Source organism: Streptosporangium longisporum, assembly GCF_039534895.1.
GTDB lineage: Bacteria > Actinomycetota > Actinomycetes > Streptosporangiales > Streptosporangiaceae > Streptosporangium > Streptosporangium longisporum.
In genome coordinates, this window is the sequence record NZ_BAAAWD010000024.1 from 1 (window position 1) to 18,942 (window position 18,942).

Consider the following 18,942-nt stretch of genomic DNA (forward strand, 5'->3'; position numbering starts at 1 on the left):
GGCTCGGCGTGCTGACCCGCACCTGTCCCCAACTGCGGCAACACCGCGGCCCAGATCCTGACCAAGCGGGTCACCAAGTTCAGCCTGTTCTTCATCCCGCTCTTCCCGGTCCGGACCCGGTACGAGACGCAGTGCACGTTCTGCGGCGCCGCCTACGGTGTCTCCAGGAGCGAGGCGGACCAGCTGGCGGTGCGCTGAGCCCGGCCGCCCGGACCGCTTCCCCGCCCTGGGCGCCCACGCCGGCGACCCGATCGTCGATGATGGGCGGACGTCACCGCGCGCCCGGGCCGGTCCGACCGTCGAAGGGCTCGCCCGGCACGCCCCCCTCGCTTCAGGAGACCGTGTGAAGATCACCTGGGACGGTGCCCTCGCCTGGCGGATGAACAGGCAGATGCTGGAGAGCCCCGAGACCGACGACCCCGTGGCGATCGTGAGCCGCCTGTGCGGCGTACAGGCGCAGGTCGCCTCCTCCGCCAGGACCGCCGTGGGGGTCCGGCAGCGCGAGCCCCGGCGCGGAAGCGTCGACGAGGCGCTGGCGGACAGGCGGCTGGTGAAGACCTGGGCGATGCGCGGGACGCTGCACCTGCTGCCCGTCGAGGAGGCCACCGCCTACCTGAGCCTGCTGGCGGCGACCCGGAGCTGGGAGAAGGCGTCCTGGCAGCGCACCTTCGTCACCAGGGACCGGCTGGAGGCCATCGGCGAGGCGGCCCGTCACGCCCTGGACGGCCACGTGCTCACCCGCGAGGAGCTGACCGCGCAGGTGATCGGCAAGACCGGTGACGAGAGCATCGCCGAGCACCTGCGATCGGGCTGGGGCGCCGTGCTGAAGCCGCTGGCCTTCCAGGGGGTGCTCTGCCACGGGCCGTCCGACGGCGCCACGGTCACCTTCACCCGGCCCGACACCTACCTGCCCGCGTGGCGCGGCCCGATGGACCCCGCCGAGGCCGCCGGGATCGCGATCCCGGCCTACCTGGCCGCCTACGGGCCCGCGCCGATCGAGGGCTTCGACCAGTGGCTCTACCGCGGCACCCTGAGGAAGGCCGACCTGCGCGCCTGGGTCGCCGCGCTGGGAGACCGCATCACCACGGTCGAGATCGAGGGCCGGACCGCCTACGTGCGGGCCGAGGACCTCGACGACCTGGGTGCGGCCACGCCCACGGACACGGTCCGCCTGCTGCCGGCCTTCGACCAGTACGTGCTGGGCCCCGGAACCAGGGAGACCACGGTCGTGCCCTCGTCCCGGCGCGGCGAGGTCAGCAAGGCGGCCGGGTGGATCTCGCCGGTGGTGGTGAGCCGGGGCCGGGTCTGCGGCACCTGGGCCGCCGAGGAGGACGTCCTGTCGGTCACGGTGTGGAAGGAGTGCGACGTGCCCCGCAACGGGCTGGAGGCCGAGCGCGACCGTCTCGGCGTCGTCCTGGGACGCGACCTCACGCTGAGCGTCCGGACCGGCTGACGCCCGGTGCCCGGCCCGCCGTTCGGCAGCGGGCCGGGCATCGAGGACCGGGGATGGAGCGGGCCGGGCTCAGCCGGTGCGGCGGATCCGGATGCCGTGGGCGTCGGCGCGCTGGACACCGGAGGAGTCGAGGTTGGAGATCGGGATCAGGCCCTCGACCTTGCCCTGCTTGCCGTTGCCGTTCAGCTTGATGATGAGCATGCCCGGGTTCGTCCCGTGCGAGGAGTGCGGGTCGCCGGAGAGCGGGTTCGGCCCCCGCGTCGAGGCGAAGGCCCACTTCTCGTCGGGCGAGACCGCGAAGAGGTCGACCGTCGGGTCCGCGCTGAACGGGGAGGTCAGGTCGACGGTGCCGACGTGGGCGCCGCTCGTGCCGTTGAAGACCTCGGCGACGTTGGCGTCACGGTCGCCGACCCAGACGTGGCGCTCTTCGCCCGCGACCAGCACGCCGTGGGCGTCGCGCTCGGGCGAGTCGTCGTCGAAGAGCCGCTGGACGGCCGGGGTGTTCGGCGAGGCGATCGACGAGTAGCCGCTCATCGGCAGCCGGAAGACGCTGAACTGGTCGAGGTTGCCGTGCACGCCGCCACCGCCGTTCCCGAAGACGGTTCCCGCCGCCTCGATGAAGCCGCAGCCGTTGGCCGGGACCTGGGTCACGTCGTACTCCCCCACGATCGACATCGGCGTGGTGCGCCAGTCGACCACCAGCAGCCCGCCGCCGCGGAGGCTGACGAAGACCGGGCCGTTGTCGGAGGCGATGAACGGGCAGATCGGCGCGTTGTCCGGGCGGATGGCCGGGGCCTGGCAGGGCAGGCCGTTCGGCGTGGTGCACCCGGCCATGTCCAGCGTGGCGGCCGGTTGCGTCGTGAAGACGCCGGAGGCGTAGTCGGTGGTGATGCGCTCCAGCTTCTTGCCGTTCTGGTTGGCGACGATCAGGTACCTGTCGTCCTCGGTGGGCCAGACGGCGTGGGCCTGCCGGGCCCCGCCCGCCCCGGGTTCGGTGCGCAGGCAGGCCAGCGGGGCGCGGGTGGCGGCGTTGAAGACGACCACGTGGCCGCTGGCGACGAAGGCGAGCGCGGCGTGGGTGTCGGCCTTGTTGAAAACGATCATGTGGGGGCGTACCGGGACGCTGCCGGTGCTCGCCAGGCAGAGGGCGGAGGTCGCGCCGCCGAGGTCGATCACGTGCGCGGGCCGGGCTGCCGACAGCCGCGTGGTGACGTCCGGCGCCGGAGTACACGTGCACGGCGCCGCCGTGGGCCAGCCCCGGGCTGTTGGACTGGTCGACGAGCCAGATCTCGTACGCATCCTTGGCGACCGTGCCGGTCGTGCCGGTCGTGCCGGTCGCGCCGGTCGTGCCGGTCGCGCCGGTCGCCGCCTGTGACCCCGCGGCTCCCAGGACGAGCGACATAAGCACCGCGACGACCGCGGCTCCCCACTTTCTCATGCACCCTCCACGAGCGCTCCGGCCGGGCTTCCCCCGCATCACTGTCGAACAGATGTTTCCCACTTTTATCGCTTCGTCAGTAAAAATCACGAAATTACGGACTTATGAAACAAAGGAGTATGGAGCGTTCTACGGGCCGGGAGAACGGGGAGGGTGCGAAAGATGGCGTCGTCCGGTGAGAGCCGACGACGAGGGGCGACGGAACATGTCGTACACGTATCACCGAGCTCATTTCCCGCCCTGCGGGACCGGCCGTCCTCGACCGGCCGAGGGCAGGACGGGACGGCACGGGGAGTGAAACGTTCAGGACCACCGGCCTCGCGCCGATCGGACGGCGACGCCGGGCGGCCTCGGCCCCCACTCCGTATTCTCGCTGGTGGAAGGGCCGATGTCCTTCGCGGGAGGATGCGCTGCCGGTGGGTCACCGCATCCGCGCGGAGGCGAGACGCCAGAAACCTTTCAGTCGCGTCCTTGACAACTTTCGGCCCCTTTCCCACACTTGGTTGCCGGGCGGGACCCACCACCGTCGCACGATTGTTAACGCAAACATACCGTGATCGCTCATCTCGGGCCGACGACGGTCGTCGCGGCGATCACGTCCGGGACGGTGACGGCGAGAAGGAGATCCCGTCGTCGGGCCGAGCACGCAGCGGGACGAACAGCCGTAGCAACCATTGAGCCGCCTCGGTCGGACCGGCCCCACCTGCCGGCAGCGTCCGGACGGCACGATCTCGGGAGGGTCCGTGACACGGATCGTCATGGCAATCGCTCTTCTCGGCGCATCACTGGCGGCCGTGAACGGGCAGGGCGCGGCAGGGCAGGTCGCGGCCCGCGCCGGTCATCACCGTTTCGGACGGTGTGCGCTACCAGGAGATGGACGGCTTCGGCGTCTCCACGGCGTTCCGCCGGGGTGAACTGCTGCGCAACCTGTCGACGGCGCAGCAGAACGACGTCTTCCGCCTGTGGTTCGACCGCGAGACCGGCGCGGGGCTCAGCATCCTGCGCCTGGGCATCGGCGCCTCGCCGACCGGCAGCCCGTACGACAAGATGGTCTCCATCCAGCCGCAGAACCCGGGTGGGCCCGACGCGCCGCCGAGGTACGTGTGGGACGGCGACGACGGCGCCCAGGTGTGGACGGCCAAGGTCGCCCAGTCGTACGGCATCAAGCGTTTCTACGCCAACGCCTGGAGCGCCCCCGGCTACATGAAGGACAACGGGAGCGAGAACAACGGCGGCACCCTCAAGCCCGAGTGGCGCGCGGCCTACGCCCGGTACCTGGCGCAGTACACGAAGTTCTACGCGCAGGAAGGCATCAAGATCACGGACTTGGGGTTCACCAACGAGCCCGACTACACGTCGACCTACGAGTCCATGCGCTTCACCCCGGCCCAGGCCGCCGCCTTCGTCAAGGTCCTCGGCCCGATCGCGACCGACGTCAAGCTCGCGTGCTGCGACGCCTTCGGCTGGGACCAGGCCAAGGCGTACACCAACGCCATCGAGGCGGACCCCGAGGCCCGCCGCTGGGTGTCCACCTACACGGGTCACACCTACGCCAGCCAGATAACGAGCCCGCAACCCGGGAACAAGCGCACCTGGATGTCGGAGTGGGGCCCCGACGGGAGCACCTGGAACGAGAGCTGGTACGACGGGAGCAGCCAGGACGGCTTCACCGTGGCCCAGGCCATCCACCAGGCCCTCACCGTCGGCAACGTCAGCGGTTACCTCTTCTGGCTGGGGGGCTCCTCGGGAGCCACCCGGGCGCTGATCCAGATCGACCCGGCGGCGCGGACGTACCGCGTGTCCAAGCGGCTGTGGGCGATGGCGGCGTACAGCCGGTTCATCCGGCCGGGCGCGGTCCGGCTCGGCACGTCGACGGGCAACTCGTCGCTGAAGGTGTCGGCGTTCCTCAACTCCGACGGATCGAAGGTCGTGGAGGTGCTGAACACCGGCACCTCGGCCGTCACCTGGGACGGCCTGCAGGGCGGCACCACCGCGTACGTCACCGACAACTCCAACTCGCTCACGCGCGCGCCACGGTCACGGGCGGTGCCGTCACCCTCAGGCCGCGCTCGCTCACGACCGTCGTGATCGACGCGCCGACCCCCCACTCCCACGCCGACGCGCCTACTCCCACGCCGACCCCGACGCCGACCCCGACTCCCACCCCCACGCCGACGCCGACGCCGACGCCGACGCCGACGCCCGTCCCCGGTGGATGCGCGGCGACGATCCAGACGACGAACGCCTGGGGCGGTGGCTTCCAGTCCAGCGTCACCGTGCGTGCCGGCGCCGGTGCGATCAACGGCTGGGCGGTGGGCTGGACCTGGCCCGGCTCACAGTCCATCACCCAGCTGTGGGGAGGCGTGCGGTCCGGCTCGGGAGCGAACGCCACCGTCCGGAACGAGACCTGGAACGGCCAGCCTCGCCGCCGGGGCCACCCACCACGTTCGGATTCACCGCCAACGGAACCGCTGTCACACCGGTACTGACATGCGAGGCCTCCTGACCTGACGACGGCGCCCCGCTCCCCCGCGCAAGGGGAGCGGGGCGCCGTCGTGTGCGGTGAAAACCGAGTCGCGGCCCTGCCGCCGATCACCCGGGAAAACGATCAGGTCCGCCGGGGTTGGACATCCCGCGCATGCCATGAAAGCCGTCAAAGAGATCTCGAAATGTTTCGGTACGTCGGCCAAGATTTGATCATGAAAAGGAAGCTTTCATCGGTCGATCCCGGACTCGATCGGCAGAGCGAGCTCAATGAACAGGCACAACGCTCCCTCGATGAATTCTTTTCAAGATCATATTACCGATACATTTCTGAAAGTTGTTGACAGTTCGACGGGCCAAATCCACACTCTCACCATCGACAGCCCCTGACCGCCATTGGTCAGGGGCACCCACCACGCGGGCCTGGCCCTCCGGTCGCCGACCGCCCGACGACCGGCCGGCCTGCCGCGGTGCACCACTTCCCACGCACGGTGGACCTCACCGGCCCCACCGTGGCCACCACCGGCCCCGCCGGTCGTATCACGCCGTCTGCCCCAGCGCTCACGAGGAGGAAGCACGACATGAACACTGCCCCCGCCCCCCGGAGGGGCCGCGGACGTGGCGGCACCAGGCTGCTCGTCGGCCGTGTCTGCGCCGTGGCGCTGGCCATGGCCCTGGCGGTGCTGCCCGGTCCCGCCCACGCGGCCGTCACCACCAACCAGACCGGCACCAACAACGGTTACTTCTTCTCGTTCTGGACCGACAGCCAGGGAACCGTCTCCATGGAGCTGGGATCCGGCGGCAACTACAGCACCTCGTGGAGGAACACCGGGAACTTCGTCGCCGGTAAGGGCTGGAGGACCGGCGGACGCAGGACCGTGGACTACTCGGGCAGCTTCAACCCGTCCGGCAACGCCTATCTCACCCTCTACGGGTGGACGAGGAATCCGCTCGTGGAGTACTACATCGTCGACAACTGGGGCACCTACCGGCCCACCGGGACGTACAAGGGCACGGTCACCAGCGACGGCGGTACGTACGACATCTACCAGACGACGCGGGTCAACGCCCCCTCCATCGACGGCGTCAGGACCTTCAACCAGTACTGGAGCGTCAGGCAGTCGAAGAAGACCGGCGGGACCATAACCTCCGGCAACCACTTCGACGCCTGGGCCCGCAACGGCATGAGCCTGGGCAACCACGACTACATGATCCTCGCGACGGAGGGTTACCAGAGCAGCGGGAACTCCAACATAACGGTCGGCGGCTCCTCCGGTGGCGGTGGAGGCGGTGGTGGAGGCGGCGGGGGCGGCGGTTGCACCGCGTCGCTCTCCGCGGGAGAGCAGTGGAGTGACCGCTACAACCTCAACGTCTCGGTCAGCGGTTCGAGCAACTGGACCGTCACGATGAACGTCCCCTCCCCCGCGAAGGTCCTCTCCACCTGGAACGTCAGCGCGAGTTATCCCAGTGCCCAGGTGCTGACCGCCACGCCCAACGGCAGCGGCAACAACTGGGGCGTGACGATCCAGCGCAACGGCAACTCGACCTGGCCGACGGTCTCCTGCAGCGCGAGCTGACCCCGGCACATCCGGAACACCGCGCCGGCGGCGTGGCGGTCCCCACCGCCGCGCCGTCGGGCCGCCGCGCGCCGTCGGGCCGCCGGGCCGGTGCGGCGCCTCAGACCGACGCGGCGCGCACGGTCAGCACGTCCGGCAGGTGGCCGGCCACCGGGAACCAGCTCTCCCCGTCGTCCCAGGAGCCGTACACCTCGCCGTCGCGGGTGCCGAAGAACACCCCTCCGGCCGAGGCGCACATGGCGTCGCGCAGCACGGCGGCGTGGACCGGCCCGGTGGGCAGCCCCCGGTCCAGGGCCCGCCACGATCCGCCCGCGTCGTCGCTGCGGAAGACCCGGCAGCGGTGGCCCACGGGCGTGCGGTCATCGTCGCCGTGGAGCGGGAAGACGTAGAGCGTGTCGGGCCGATCGGGGTGCACGACCAGCGGGAAGCCGAAGTCGGAGGGAAGGCCGCCCCCGATGGACGTCCAGGAGTCGCCGAAGTCGTCACTGCGGTAGACGCCGCCGTGGTGCTGGAGGAAGAGCCGCTCGGGCCGGGAGGGGTGCATGTCCACCTTGTGCACGCACTGCCCGAACTCCGGGTACTGCGCGCCCTCGGGAAGGAACGGGGCGCGGATCCCCCGGTTGGCCGCCTCCCAGGAGACGCCTCCGTCGCCGGTGCGGTAGACGCCGGCCGCGGAGACCGCGACCACCAGGGTCTTGGCGTCACCGGGGTGGGACAGCACGGTGTGCAGGCAGAGCCCGCCCAGACCGGGTTGCCACCGTGACCGGTGCGGGTGGTTCCACAATCCCTCCACCAGCTTGAACGTGGCGCCGCCGTCCTCGGAGCGGAACAGCGCCCCCGGCTCGGCGCCGGCCCAGACCACCTCCGGCTCCGACGGGGAGGGCTGGAGCTGCCAGACACGGGTGAGCGTCGCCGCGGTGGCCTCGGGAAAGGCGATCGGGACGGCGGAACCCTCCTGCCAGCTCTCGCCGAGGTCGTCGGAGCGCAGCACGGACGGGCCGAAGTGGCCGTACTCGATCCCGGCGAGGATGCGGGGCACCGGGCCGCGGGTGTCGATCGCGACCGAGGGGACCCCGACGGTGGAGAACCGGACCGGATCGACCTCGAACGGGCCGCCGCCGGAGGAACGGGCCAGGAACAGGCCCTTGCGAGTGCCGATCGCGAGAAGCACGCCGCGCATGCCCGTCTCCCTCCGTCTTCGCCTGCCCTGATGTCCTGCCCGCGGGGTGACGTCGGCCGCCTTCGCCGGCACGCGCACCCCGGATTCGAACCTATGTTCCACCGGTACGCCCGTCAAGGAAGATCACGGCGTGTCGCGCCGCAGGTGACCGGCCCGCCGGGCCCGCCGGATCCGGGATCCGGGATCCGGGACGGGATCCGGGGCGGGGACGGCCGCTATATTGGCGCGCATGAACGCGCTGGTCAGGAGTCCCCTGGGGCGGAGCGGCCCGGCCGTGACGCCGGTCGGCCTGGGGCTGGCCGCGCTCGGCCGTCCCGCCTACATCACGCTCGGCCGCGCCGAGGACCTCGGCGCCGACCGCGACGTCCCCGCGATGCGGGCGCGCACCTGGGCCGTGCTCGACGCCGCGTGGGCCGCGGGTGTGCGCTACCTCGACACGGCGCGCTCGTACGGGCGCGCGGAGGAGTTCCTCGCGGGCTGGCTGCGGGAGCGCGGGATCGCCCCGGACGCGGTCGCGGTCGGCTCCAAGTGGGGGTACGCCTACGTCGGCGGCTGGCGCATGGACGCCGAGCGGCACGAGGTGAAGGAGCTCACCGCCGACCGGTTCACCGTCCAGCTGGAGCAGACCCGCGTCCTGCTCGGTGACCACCTGTCGCTCTACCAGATCCATTCGGCGACGCTGGAGAGCGGCGTTCTCGACGACGAGGACGTGCTCGGCCGGCTGCGCGCGCTGCGGGCCGAGGGGGTGGCGGTCGGCCTGTCGACGAGCGGGCCGCGCCAGGCCGAGACGATCGACCGCGCGGTCGGCATCGGGCTCTTCGACACCGTGCAGTCGACGTGGAACCTGCTGGAGCGCTCGGCCGGTGAGGCGCTCGCGCGGGCGCACCGGGCGGGTCTGGGCGTCATCGTCAAGGAGGGGGTGGCGAACGGGCGGCTGACCGCCCGCGCCGCACCGGCCGCGCTCACGGCCGCCGCGCGCGAGCGGGGCGTCACCCCGGACGCGCTCGCGCTGGCGGCCGTCCTGGCCCGCCCGTGGGCCGGGACGGTGCTGAGCGGCGCGGTCTCGGCCGGGCAGCTGCGCGACAACCTGGCCGCGGTCGGCGTCGTCTGGGACGCCGGGCTCGACGAGCGGCTGGCCGGGCTGGCCGAGGAGCCCGGGAGCTACTGGGCCACCCGGGGCACGCTGCCCTGGAGCTGAGCCTTCGTCACCGTCAGCGGGGCGCGCAGAGCGAGGTGCGGTCGAGGCCGGCGGTCAGCTCGGGCAGGGAGCCGAAGACCTGGTCCGCCCCGGCCTCGCGCAGGTCCTCGACCGGGAACCCGCCGGTCAGCAGGCCGATGCCGGGGACACCCGCCTTGCGGGCGGAGACGAAGTCCCAGGACGAGTCGCCCACCATGACCCCGGAGGTCCCGTTGACCTTGTCCAGCGCCACCTTCAGCAGGTCGGGCGCGGGCTTGGTGGCCTCGACGTCCTCGGAGGTGGTCCAGGCCGCGCAGTGCGAGCGGCCGTCCACGAGGTCGAGGAAGCGCTCGACGTGCTGGGGCTTGCCGGACGAGGCCAGCACGACGGTGAACCCGCGCCTGCCCAGCTCGTCCAGGAACGCGGTGGCGCCCTCCAGCGGCCTGATCTCGTCGAGGAAGACGTCGAACTCCTCCACCCAGGCGTCCCGCAGGGCGTCGCCGTGCCGCCGCTCGACCTCGTCCCCGGCGACCGCCGCCACCAGCTGGTCCCCGCCCATGCCGATGTGCCGGTGGATGCGCCATAACGGCGGCCACACGTCGTAACGGCCGAACGCCCGGGACCAGGCCAGCGCGTGCTGATAGTTGGTGTCGACCAGGGTGCCGTCGACGTCGACGATCGCGGTGTCAGCCATGGGCAGGCTGTGCCCCGCCCGTACGGCGCTATTCCGGAGATCGTCCATGGAATCGGAAAAAGCTCTCCCGGACCGGACGCGCGACTCCGCGCGGTCCGCAGGTCGGCGAGGAGAGGCGGCGGCCGTGGCGTTCCGTGACGGGAGACATCACCTATGAAGTTTCGGTCATCTCCACCTTTACGGATATATCGACTCATATATACAGAATGAGCAATAAACACAATTTGCCACGTTCATCAGGCGTGTGATAGTTACCATCTTCCCTATTCCGCGCGAACACCTCACGAATGGACTCCACCCTCATGAGTACCGCTCGCGAATCCGACCGGCGAACCGTGGAGCTCGACACCGAGCATCCGCATTCGGCGCGCATCTGGAATTACTGGCTGGGCGGAAAGGACAACTACCCCGCCGACCGGGAGGCCGGGGACATGGTGGAGGGTCTCATTCCCGGCATCGTGGATTCGGCCCGCGCCGACCGGGCGTTCCTCGGCCGCTGCGTCCGCCACCTCGTCACCGAGGCCGGGATCCGCCAGTTCCTCGACATCGGCACCGGCCTGCCCACCGCCGAGAACACCCACCAGGTGGCCCAGCGGATCGCCCCGGAGTCCCGGATCGTCTACGTCGACAACGACCCGCTGGTCCTCGCCCACGCCCGCGCCCTGCTCACCGGTTCGCCCGAGGGCGCCACCGACTACATCGACGCCGACCTCCGCCGGCCGGGGCACATCCTGCGCGAGGCCGCCTCCACCCTCGACCTCGGCGAGCCGGTGGCCCTGATGCTGCTGGGCATCCTGCACCACATCGTCGACGACGACGAGGCGAGGGAGGTCGTACGGGAGCTGGTCGAGGCCGTCCCCTCCGGCAGCCACCTGGTGATCGCGCACGCCACCGCCGAGGTGCACGGCGACGCCATGCACGAGGCCATGCGGCGGTTCATGGAGCGGGGCGGGACGCCGATCGTGGCCCGCTCGCGCGACCACGTCGCCACGTTCTTCGACGGCCTGGAGCTGCTGGAGCCCGGGGTGGTCTCCTGCTCGCGCTGGCGCCCGGAGCACGATCTCCCGGGCGAGCCCGCTGAGGTCTCCCAGTTCTGCGGCGTGGCCCGCAAGCCCTGAGGGGGAGCGCCGGGCCCGGTGTGACGGGTGAGTTTCGGGTCATGACATGCGGGCATGTGGGACATGCCGATATGAACGCGGCATCAACACATCCTCAAGGCGCGGCCGTCTCGGCGCCGGGTCGCGTGAGCGATCCGTCCGCGGGCCGCGTCTCCCAGGGAGCGGAGGAGCCACGAACCCCACCCAGGATCCCGCCGCACCGGCTCCCGGTGCCGCGCTGCTCGTCGTCATGGGCGTGACCGGCTCGGGCAAGACCACCGTGGGCGCAGCTCTCGGCCAGCGCCTGCGGCTGCCCTTCGCCGACGCCGACGACTTCCACAGCGAGGCCAACGTCGCCAAGATGTCGGCCGGCATCCCGCTGGACGACGACGACCGGCTGCCGTGGCTGCGCGCCATCGGCGACTGGCTCGCCGACCACGTCGCCACCGGTGGCGTGGCCAGCTGCTCGGCCCTCAAGCGAAGCTACCGCGACCTGCTGCGGCAGGCCGCGCCGTCGGTCACCTTCGTCCACCTGCACGGCGACATCGACGCCGTACGGCGCAGGGTGGCCGGTCGTCCCGGGCACTTCATGCCCACCTCGCTGGTCGACTCGCAGTTCAGGACGCTGGAGCCCCTGGAGCCCGACGAGCGCGGGATGGTCCTCGACTTCTCGCTGCCCGTCGACGACCTCGTGGAGGCCTACCTCGACGCCGCGAACGTGACCGGCCGCGACCCGTCGTCCGCCGATCCGGCCGGACCCCGGAACACCGGCGAGCCCGGGAGCGCGCGATGACCACCGTGCTGGCCGTACTGGCCGCTCCTCCCCCCGCCCCGGCCGGCAGGCTCATCCCGGCGGCGCTCATCGGCATCGCGCTGATCGTGCTGCTGATCACGTACTTCAAGCTGCACCCCTTCCTGAGCCTGACCATCGGCTCGCTGGCCGTGGGAGCCGTGGCGGGCCTGTCGATGGCCGACACCATCTCCGCCTTCACCGACGGGTTCGGCAGCACGGCCGCCGGGGTCGGCACCCTCATCGCGCTGGGAGCGATGTTCGGCAAGCTGCTCGCCGACTCCGGCGGGGCCGACGAGATCGTGGACACGATCGTCGGCCGCTCCAGCCCTCGTTCGCTGCCCTGGGCGATGGCCGCGGTGGGCGCCCTGATCGGGTTGCCGATGTTCTTCGAGATCGGCCTCGTGCTGCTGATGCCGGTCATCTTCCTGGTCTCGCGCCGCTCCGGCGTCTCGCTGATCCGGGTGGGCATCCCCGCGCTCGCCGGCCTGTCGGTGATGCACGGCCTGGTCCCACCCCACCCCGGGCCGCTGGTCGCCATCGACGCCCTCAAGGCCGACCTGGGCATCACGCTGGGGCTGGGCGTGCTCATCGCCATCCCGACCGTCGCCATCGCCGGGCCGCTGTTCTCCAAGTACGCGGCCCGCTGGGTGGACGTCCCGGCGCCGGAGCTCTACGAGACCCGGCCCGCGGCCGAGGACACCCGCAGGCCCTCGTTCGGCGTCACCCTCGCCACGGTGCTGCTGCCCGTGGTGCTGATGATGGGCAAGGCGCTCGCCGCCATCCTCCTCCCCGAGGGGAACGCGATCCGCTCCGTCCTCGACTTCCTCGGCACGCCGCTGATCGCGCTGCTCATCGCCGTCATCGTGGCGATGTTCACCCTCGGTCTCGGCGCGGGCATGGACCGGAAGGCGGTCGCGAAGTCCCTGGAGCAGTCGTTGCCCCCGATCGCGGGCATCCTGCTGATCGTGGCCGCGGGCGGCGGTTTCAAGCAGACCCTGATCGACACCGGGATCGGCGGCCTCATCGCCACCTGGGTGCAGAACAGCGGCCTGTCGGTGCTGCTGCTGGCCTGGTTCGTCGCCGTGCTCATCCGGCTGGCCACGGGGTCGGCGACCGTCGCGACCGTCACGGCCTCCGGCATCCTGGCGCCGCTGGTCGCCAACCTCAGCGTCGGCGAGACCTCGCTGCTCGTGCTCGCCATCGGCGCCGGCTCGCTGTTCTTCTCGCACGTCAACGACGCGGGCTTCTGGCTGGTCAAGGAGTACTTCGGGCTCACCGTGGGGCAGAACATCAAGACCTGGTCGGTGATGGAGACGATCATCTCGGTGACCGGCCTGGTGTTCGTCCTGCTGCTCAGCCTGTTCCTATGACGCGCGCTCCCCGGCCTCCGGGCCGGGGAGCCGTACCGTGAGAAGGGGCACCTCGTGGCCCGGCGTCGCGCGGTGCGCCGGCAGGATCATCCGTCACCGCGCTTCGCGGAGCCGGAGGATGTACGTCGCGGTGAGCGCGACGGCACGGTCCTCGTCACGGGACAGCTCGGCGAGGGCCCGCGACGCCGTGGCCCCCGGGACGTCCGCGAGCGCCTGGGTCAGCCGTCGGCGCGCGGGCGGTTCCACACCCCCGTGGGCGAGGCGGTCGACGAGCCCGGTGGCGATCCGGTCCGCCAGCGCGGGACGGCTCGCCAGCGCCCCCAGGGCGTCGGCCGCGTCCACGTCGTTCGTCCCCTCGACGACGGTGTCGACGAGCACCGGGATCGCGTCGGCCACCCCCCGTGCCCCCAGCGCCAGGGCCGCGTACCTGCGCACCACGGGGTCGGGGCTCGCGAGGGCCTCGCGCAGCAGCGCGGTCGCCCGGTCGTCCGGGATCTCGGCGATGGCCCGGACGGCGCGCTCGCGCACCTCGGCCGAGGGTGAGCCGAGTCCCCTCGCCAGCAGCGCCGGGCCGTCGTCGCCCGACCGCGCCAGAGCCCAGCGAAGGGCCCCGGCGACGTTCGGGTCCGTCTCGCTCAGCGCCGCCTCGACCAGTGCCTCCACCGGCACCGCGGCCTCCTCGACCGAGGACAGGGCCGCGCGCTGCCGCCTGCCCGCGCTGGCCGACCCCAGCTCCTGCAGGAGCGCGACGATCTGCAGGACGTCCTCCCAGCCGGCCGGTTCCGCGGCGTCGATCCGGCGCAGCCGCGTGAGCAGCTCCGTCTCGGCCGCGATGCGCTCGCGCGTCCGGCGGATGAGGTCGTCGACGAGATCCGCGGGCGTGAAGGCGGGATCGTCGAGCGCGCGCCCGACGTCGCGCAGCGACAGCCCCAGGGAGCGCAGGCTCTCGATGTGGAAGATCCGCCGGATGTCCTCCTCGGAGTACTCGCGGTAGCCGGCGCCGGTACGACCCGTCGGCCGCACCAGGCCGAGCGTGTCGTAGTGCCTGAGCATGCGGGCACTGACCCCGGACCGCCGCGCCACGTCACCGATCAGCACTGGCCGTCACTCCTTCCGGCCGGTGTCGCCGAGGGCGACGACGCGCTTGGCCTCCTCGATCGCGAACGCGAACCCGGCCTCCGGGTCGCGCAGCAGCCGTTCCGTGGCGATCGCGTGCGCGCGTACGCGAGGGTCGGGATCCTCCGCGGCGGCGCGCAGGGTCGGCACGATCATCTCACCGAGCGCGACCAGTGCCCGGCCGAGGCTCAGCTGCGTGTCGCGTCCGCCGCGTCCGAGCTGTGCCGCCAGCGCCGCGGCCAGCTCGTGCTCCTCGCCCTCGGGCACGAGCACGACCGCCGCCCGCCACGCGCTCCGCGCCACCTCGTCGTCGGCGTCGGACAGGAGCTCCCGGGTGATCGCCGGCCACGCCCGCCGGTCCCCGATCTTGGACAGCGTGTGCAGCGCCTGGCTCCGTGCCTGCGCGCGCTCCGAGCGGAGCTCCCCGAGAAGACGCGGGAGCGTCAGGGAGGCCGGGTGCCGGGTGAGCGCCCAGGTCAGCATGTCGCGCACGTGGAACTCGGGTTCGACCGCGCACCGTTCGACGAGCGGGCCGACGAACCGCGGGTCGGGGGTCGTGCCGATCGCCATCGCCGCCCGCAGCCGCACCGACGCGCGGCCGTCCTCCAGCGCCCGGATCATGTCCGTGTCCTGTTCCTGCATGGTCATCGGGACCACCTCCTCGACCACAGTGAAGACCTTGTCACCGTGTCAGGGTCAAGCGTGTCCTCTGGTCCCCTGGCCTTCGGTCCCCGGAGCGGCCGGACCGGGCCGGTCAGCCCGGACGGTCAGCCCGGACGGTTGGCCGAGACCGTGTCGCGCAGGCCGCGCACCGCGGAGTCGACCCGCTCCAGGCTCTTCTCCTCGCAGAACGCCGGATCGGCGGGTTCCCGCCCGGCGCGGACGTCCCTGGCGAGGTCGTCCAGGCGACCGGCCAGAGCCTGGACCGCGGTGTCCGGGGGCGGCGGCGCGCCGCGCTCGGTCCGCGCGACCGTGGCGACGGTCGCGTTCGCCACCTGCTCCAGGGCGGTCATCGCGGGCATCCAGGTGGTGACGCGCCGGCTGACCACGGCCGGCTCGGTCATCGCCCGCTGGAACACCGTCCGCAGGTCGGCCAGGGCGTCGTACACCCCCCGGCGGAGCAGCGCCCTGCCGGTGTGCCCGGGGTCGAACGCGTGCCGGAGGTAGTTCGCGGTGGCCGAGACGGCGTCGGCGAACCGCGGCCCGACCGGCGCCTCCCAGCTGGTCGGCCACGGCAGGTAGCCCAGCAGCAGGACGATCAGGCATCCGGCCAGCGTGTCGACCAGCCGGATGACGCCCAGCCCGGGCCCCCCGCGGGTCAGCAGGTCCACCAGGAGCAGCACCAGCGGCGCCTGGAAGGCCGAGAGCAGACCCCAGTTGCGCTGCACGCCGTACGGCAGCAGCGCCGCGCACACCGCGACGGGCACCAGGAGCGGCATCCCGTACGGGACCACGACGAGCATCAGGGTGCCGATCAGCGTGCCCGCGACGGTCCCGAGCGCGCGCTGCACGGCGCGGGCGAACACCGAGCCGAAGTCGGGCTTGAGCACCAGCGCGACGGTCAGCATCATCCAGTAGGACCGCTCGAACCAGCCGAACCTGCCGATCGCGGCGGCGACGCCCATGCAGAGCCCGAGCCTGACCGTGTAGACGCGGACGAGGTGGCCGTACCACATGTCCTTCAGGGCGGCCCGGAGCCGGGCCCGGCGGCCGATCCTCTCGTACGGCAGCTGCTCGGCCGCCACGTCGCCGCCGGAGGCCAGGGCCACGGCGCCCTCCACCGCGGAGCACAGGGCGCGCACGGCGGGCGAGTCGCACTCGTGGCGCAGCGTCCGCGGCGCGGGCCCGCCGGTGAGCGAGGCGGTGACCTCCTCGACGTCCGCGACGAGCTCCGCGGGCGGTTCGCGTCCCTCGTGGGAGAGCGACAGCAGCGCGTTGCGGATCAGCGAGGCCTGGTTCAGCAGGGCGACCAGCCGGGTGCGTCCCGCGTCCAGGCCCGCCGCCGGGGAGCGTGCCGCCAGGACGGTGTCGTACCCGCTCTTGAGGGCGGCGTCGAACGCGGTCAGCGCGCCGGTTCCGGTGTCGTCGGCGGAGCGCGTGCGGGCGGCGAGGAGGGTGCCCAGGGCCCGGTAGACCGTGACCACCGCGGCCTCCTCGGGCGCGCGGGGATGGAACGGCCACTCCGCGGCCCCCAGGGCGATCACCCATCCCACTCCCAGCAGGAACGCCAGCGCGTTCAGCAGGGGCGATCCCGGCAGCGCTATGCCGATGGAGAGCACGGTCATGACCAGCAGCTGCAGCCCGGCCGCCGATCCGGTGGCGCCGCTCGTGCTGATCAGCGCGGACACCACGGAGACGGCCACCACGACGAGCACCGCCCACCAGCCGTGGTCGCGGATCGCGGCGCCGACGAGGTACCCGACCGCTCCGGCGGTACCGGCCGCCGCCATCCGGATGACCCTGACCCGGTACGGCCCCCCGCGGTCGGCCATGCCGGCGTTCATCGCGCCGATGGCCGGCAGCAGACCGGCCACGACGTGCCCGGTGGCGAACCCCGCGGCGAGAGGGGTGGTCACCGCCACCGCCATGCGCAGCATCGGCCACCATTCGAGGGCCGCGGGCGCCGGCCGTACCGTCTCCACCAGCCAGCCGGGGGCGGCGTCGGTCAGCCGGTCGGCGGCCCGCCGGAGGAACGGGAGCGACGGGAACGACGGGGACACCGTTCGCCGTGCTCAGTACGCGGGCACGCCGGGCGTGTCCGGTGCCGGGATGGTCTCCTGATCGTTCACGGAGCGTCCGTACCCGCGGGGTCGCCCGGACTATCCCCGGGTTCACCGACGAACGCTTGACCTCGGCGCCTTCCCCTCGGCCGGGCCCGTCCGCGGGCCACCGGCCAGGAGGGCGGCCGCTCATCCGGGCACCGGTCGGGGGCGTCAAGGGTGTCGGGGACATCAGGGACGTCGGGGACCTCGGGAGCGTCAGGGGACGATGGCGTCGACGTACCCCCCGTCGACCCGGAGCGCGCCGCCGGTGGTGGCCGAGGCCTGCGGGGAGCTGAGGTAGACGACCATGGCGGCGATCTCCTCCGGTTCGATCAGCCGTTGCAGCAGCGACTGGGGGCGGTGTCCCCGCATGAAGGCGCGCTGGGCCTCCTCCCAGGGCAGGTCACGTTCGACGAGCTCGTACACGAAGTCCTCCACCCCCTCGGTGTGCGTGGGACCGGCGATGACGGAGTTGACCGTGACGCCGCTGCCCGCGGCCTTCTTGGCGAAGCCGCGCGAGACCGCCAGGAGCGCGGTCTTGGACATCCCGTAGTGGATCATCTCCAGGGGCGTGACGATCGCGGAGTCGCTGGCGATGTACTGGACGCGGCCCCAGGAGCGCGCCGTCATCCCCGGCAGGTAGGCGCGGGTGAGGCGGATCGCCGCCAGGACGTTCACCTCGAAGAAGCGCCGCCACTCGTCGTCGGTGATCTCCAGGGCGTCCTGTGTCCCGAAGACGCCGAGATTGTTGATCAGGATGTCGACCTCCGGTACGAGGCCGACGGCCCGGTCCGCACCCGCCTGGGTGGCGAGATCGGCGGCGACCGGGACGACCCGCGCGCCGGGGACCTTCAGGCGCAGCGCGCCGACGGCGGCCTCCACCGTCTGGGGGGTACGGCCGTTCACGGCCACCGTCGCGCCCGCCCGGGCCAGGCCGGTGGCGATGGCCGCCCCGATCCCCTGGGTGGATCCGGTGACCAGCGCCGTCTTGCCGGTGAGATCGATGTGCATGCGTCACGTCCTTGATGCCCGTCGTGGAACCGCCCCCGCGTGCGCCGCCCGGCCGGACGGCGGGACGGGGCGCCGCTCCACCGTGTCGCCCGGCAGGGTCCCTGGCGCGTCGCCCCGCCCACCGGGGCGTCTCCGTCCCCGCGCCGGGCGGCGTGAACGCGGGATCGTGGTCATTGTGCGGGAGCGGACGCGGGGGACGGCGTTCTCCCCGCCGGGTGACGGTGTCCTGACGGGGAGTTGGGGAACTCTTGGACGGGCGCGCGGGCACCCGGCGGGCGGAGCGACCTGACCGGGTCCCGCCGGTCGCGGTTCTGTCGGTCCCGGCCCGTAGTCTGCCGGTCCCGTACGACAGGAAGGTGGGGATCGTGGATCCTGACAACCCGGTGATCAAGCTCTGCGCCGAGGGCATGGAGGCCGAGGCCGACGGCCGCCCCGAGGACGCGCTGCGGTTGTTCGAGCAGGCGTGGCTGGAGCGGGCCGACGACTTCGACGCCTGCGTGGCGGCCCACTACGTCGCGCGCCACCAGGAGTCCGCCGAGGAGACCCTGCGCTGGAACGAGATCTCGCTCAAGCACGCCGACGCGGTGGCGGACGAGCGGGTGCTCCCGTTCTATCCCTCGCTCCACGTCAACATGGGAGCCGCCCACGAGCTGCTGGGCGATCCCGACGAGGCCCGCCGTCACTTCCGGCTGGCCTCGGACCGGGTCCACGACCTTCCCGAGGGTGCGTACGGTGACATGCTCCGTCAGGCGATCACCGACGGTCTGAGCCGCCTGAACTGACGCCTGGC

Annotated in this window: 18 protein-coding genes; 10 read left to right on the forward strand and 8 right to left on the reverse strand. The window is 72.2% G+C overall.

The genetic code is table 11. The annotated features are described in order from the left end of the window. Nucleotides 1–84: 84 nt before the first annotated feature. Nucleotides 85–198, forward strand: a complete 114-nt coding sequence (locus tag ABD832_RS42430) for a hypothetical protein (protein ID WP_425582724.1) — start codon at nucleotides 85–87, stop codon at nucleotides 196–198. Nucleotides 199–343: 145 nt separating this feature from the next. After that, entirely contained in the window at nucleotides 344–1,453 is a 1,110-nt protein-coding gene (locus ABD832_RS36680; protein WP_344905479.1) for a winged helix DNA-binding domain-containing protein, read from the forward strand. 69 nt (nucleotides 1,454–1,522) lie between these two features. Here the strand turns inward: ABD832_RS36680 and ABD832_RS36685 are convergent, their stop codons facing one another. Next, the gene (locus ABD832_RS36685) at nucleotides 1,523–2,629 is read right to left on the reverse strand and encodes a hypothetical protein (protein ID WP_344905482.1); all 1,107 of its coding nucleotides are present in this window, start codon (nucleotides 2,627–2,629) and stop codon (nucleotides 1,523–1,525) included. Nucleotides 2,630–3,749: 1,120 nt separating this feature from the next. Between ABD832_RS36685 and ABD832_RS36690 the strand changes: the two genes are divergently transcribed. Continuing rightward, on the forward strand, nucleotides 3,750–4,979 hold the full coding sequence (locus ABD832_RS36690; protein ID WP_344905485.1) for a glycoside hydrolase family 30 protein: 1,230 nt from the start codon (nucleotides 3,750–3,752) through the stop codon (nucleotides 4,977–4,979). On the opposite strand, the gene ABD832_RS36695 is transcribed toward ABD832_RS36690, so the two are convergent. Next, nucleotides 4,912–5,235, reverse strand: coding sequence for a hypothetical protein (locus ABD832_RS36695; protein WP_344905488.1), 324 nt, complete (start codon nucleotides 5,233–5,235; stop codon nucleotides 4,912–4,914). The genes ABD832_RS36690 and ABD832_RS36695 overlap by 68 nt on opposite strands. Between ABD832_RS36695 and ABD832_RS42435 the strand changes: the two genes are divergently transcribed. Next, nucleotides 5,168–5,380, forward strand: a complete 213-nt coding sequence (locus tag ABD832_RS42435) for a cellulose binding domain-containing protein (RefSeq protein ID WP_425582725.1) — start codon at nucleotides 5,168–5,170, stop codon at nucleotides 5,378–5,380. The two genes, ABD832_RS36695 and ABD832_RS42435, sit on opposite strands and share 68 nt — an antisense overlap. 576 nt (nucleotides 5,381–5,956) lie before the next feature. After that, nucleotides 5,957–6,952 (forward strand): glycoside hydrolase family 11 protein, encoded by a 996-nt coding sequence (locus ABD832_RS36700; RefSeq protein WP_344905491.1) that lies wholly within the window; start codon nucleotides 5,957–5,959, stop codon nucleotides 6,950–6,952. A gap of 100 nt (nucleotides 6,953–7,052) precedes the next feature. Here the strand turns inward: ABD832_RS36700 and ABD832_RS36705 are convergent, their stop codons facing one another. Then, nucleotides 7,053–8,132 (reverse strand): WD40/YVTN/BNR-like repeat-containing protein, encoded by a 1,080-nt coding sequence (locus tag ABD832_RS36705; protein WP_344905494.1) that lies wholly within the window; start codon nucleotides 8,130–8,132, stop codon nucleotides 7,053–7,055. Nucleotides 8,133–8,361: 229 nt separating this feature from the next. Here ABD832_RS36705 and ABD832_RS36710 point away from each other — a divergent pair, with 229 nt between their 5' ends. Then, complete coding sequence (locus ABD832_RS36710) at nucleotides 8,362–9,330, forward strand: aldo/keto reductase (protein ID WP_344905497.1); 969 nt, start codon at nucleotides 8,362–8,364, stop codon at nucleotides 9,328–9,330. Nucleotides 9,331–9,343: 13 nt separating this feature from the next. Here ABD832_RS36710 and ABD832_RS36715 read toward each other — a convergent pair whose 3' ends face one another. Beyond that, nucleotides 9,344–10,003: an HAD family hydrolase gene (locus ABD832_RS36715; protein ID WP_344905500.1), complete on the reverse strand. Its 660-nt coding sequence runs from the start codon at nucleotides 10,001–10,003 to the stop codon at nucleotides 9,344–9,346. Between the two features lie 302 nt (nucleotides 10,004–10,305). On the opposite strand from ABD832_RS36715, the gene ABD832_RS36720 reads away from it, so the two are divergent. The 3 genes from ABD832_RS36720 to ABD832_RS36730 all read left to right on the forward strand — a co-directional run bounded on the left by ABD832_RS36720 (nucleotide 10,306) and on the right by ABD832_RS36730 (nucleotide 13,263). Next, the gene (locus ABD832_RS36720; RefSeq protein WP_344905503.1) at nucleotides 10,306–11,121 is read left to right on the forward strand and encodes an SAM-dependent methyltransferase; all 816 of its coding nucleotides are present in this window, start codon (nucleotides 10,306–10,308) and stop codon (nucleotides 11,119–11,121) included. A 229-nt stretch (nucleotides 11,122–11,350) separates the two neighbouring features. After that, nucleotides 11,351–11,893: a gluconokinase gene (locus ABD832_RS36725; RefSeq protein ID WP_344905506.1), complete on the forward strand. Its 543-nt coding sequence runs from the start codon at nucleotides 11,351–11,353 to the stop codon at nucleotides 11,891–11,893. Next, nucleotides 11,890–13,263 (forward strand): GntP family permease, encoded by a 1,374-nt coding sequence (locus ABD832_RS36730; RefSeq protein ID WP_344905509.1) that lies wholly within the window; start codon nucleotides 11,890–11,892, stop codon nucleotides 13,261–13,263. Before ABD832_RS36725 ends, ABD832_RS36730 begins: the two co-directional genes overlap by 4 nt. A gap of 93 nt (nucleotides 13,264–13,356) precedes the next feature. Here ABD832_RS36730 and ABD832_RS36735 read toward each other — a convergent pair whose 3' ends face one another. The 4 genes from ABD832_RS36735 to ABD832_RS36750 all read right to left on the reverse strand — a co-directional run bounded on the left by ABD832_RS36735 (nucleotide 13,357) and on the right by ABD832_RS36750 (nucleotide 18,152). Then, complete coding sequence (locus ABD832_RS36735) at nucleotides 13,357–14,361, reverse strand: HEAT repeat domain-containing protein (protein ID WP_344905512.1); 1,005 nt, start codon at nucleotides 14,359–14,361, stop codon at nucleotides 13,357–13,359. Nucleotides 14,362–14,367: 6 nt separating this feature from the next. Beyond that, nucleotides 14,368–15,027 (reverse strand): HEAT repeat domain-containing protein, encoded by a 660-nt coding sequence (locus tag ABD832_RS36740; RefSeq protein ID WP_344905515.1) that lies wholly within the window; start codon nucleotides 15,025–15,027, stop codon nucleotides 14,368–14,370. Nucleotides 15,028–15,146: 119 nt separating this feature from the next. After that, the gene (locus tag ABD832_RS36745) at nucleotides 15,147–17,099 is read right to left on the reverse strand and encodes an FUSC family protein (RefSeq protein WP_344905518.1); all 1,953 of its coding nucleotides are present in this window, start codon (nucleotides 17,097–17,099) and stop codon (nucleotides 15,147–15,149) included. Between the two features lie 258 nt (nucleotides 17,100–17,357). Continuing rightward, nucleotides 17,358–18,152 (reverse strand): SDR family NAD(P)-dependent oxidoreductase, encoded by a 795-nt coding sequence (locus ABD832_RS36750; RefSeq protein ID WP_344905521.1) that lies wholly within the window; start codon nucleotides 18,150–18,152, stop codon nucleotides 17,358–17,360. Nucleotides 18,153–18,517: 365 nt separating this feature from the next. Between ABD832_RS36750 and ABD832_RS36755 the strand changes: the two genes are divergently transcribed. After that, nucleotides 18,518–18,934, forward strand: a complete 417-nt coding sequence (locus ABD832_RS36755; protein WP_344905524.1) for a hypothetical protein — start codon at nucleotides 18,518–18,520, stop codon at nucleotides 18,932–18,934. The last annotated feature ends 8 nt before the right edge of the window (nucleotides 18,935–18,942 follow it).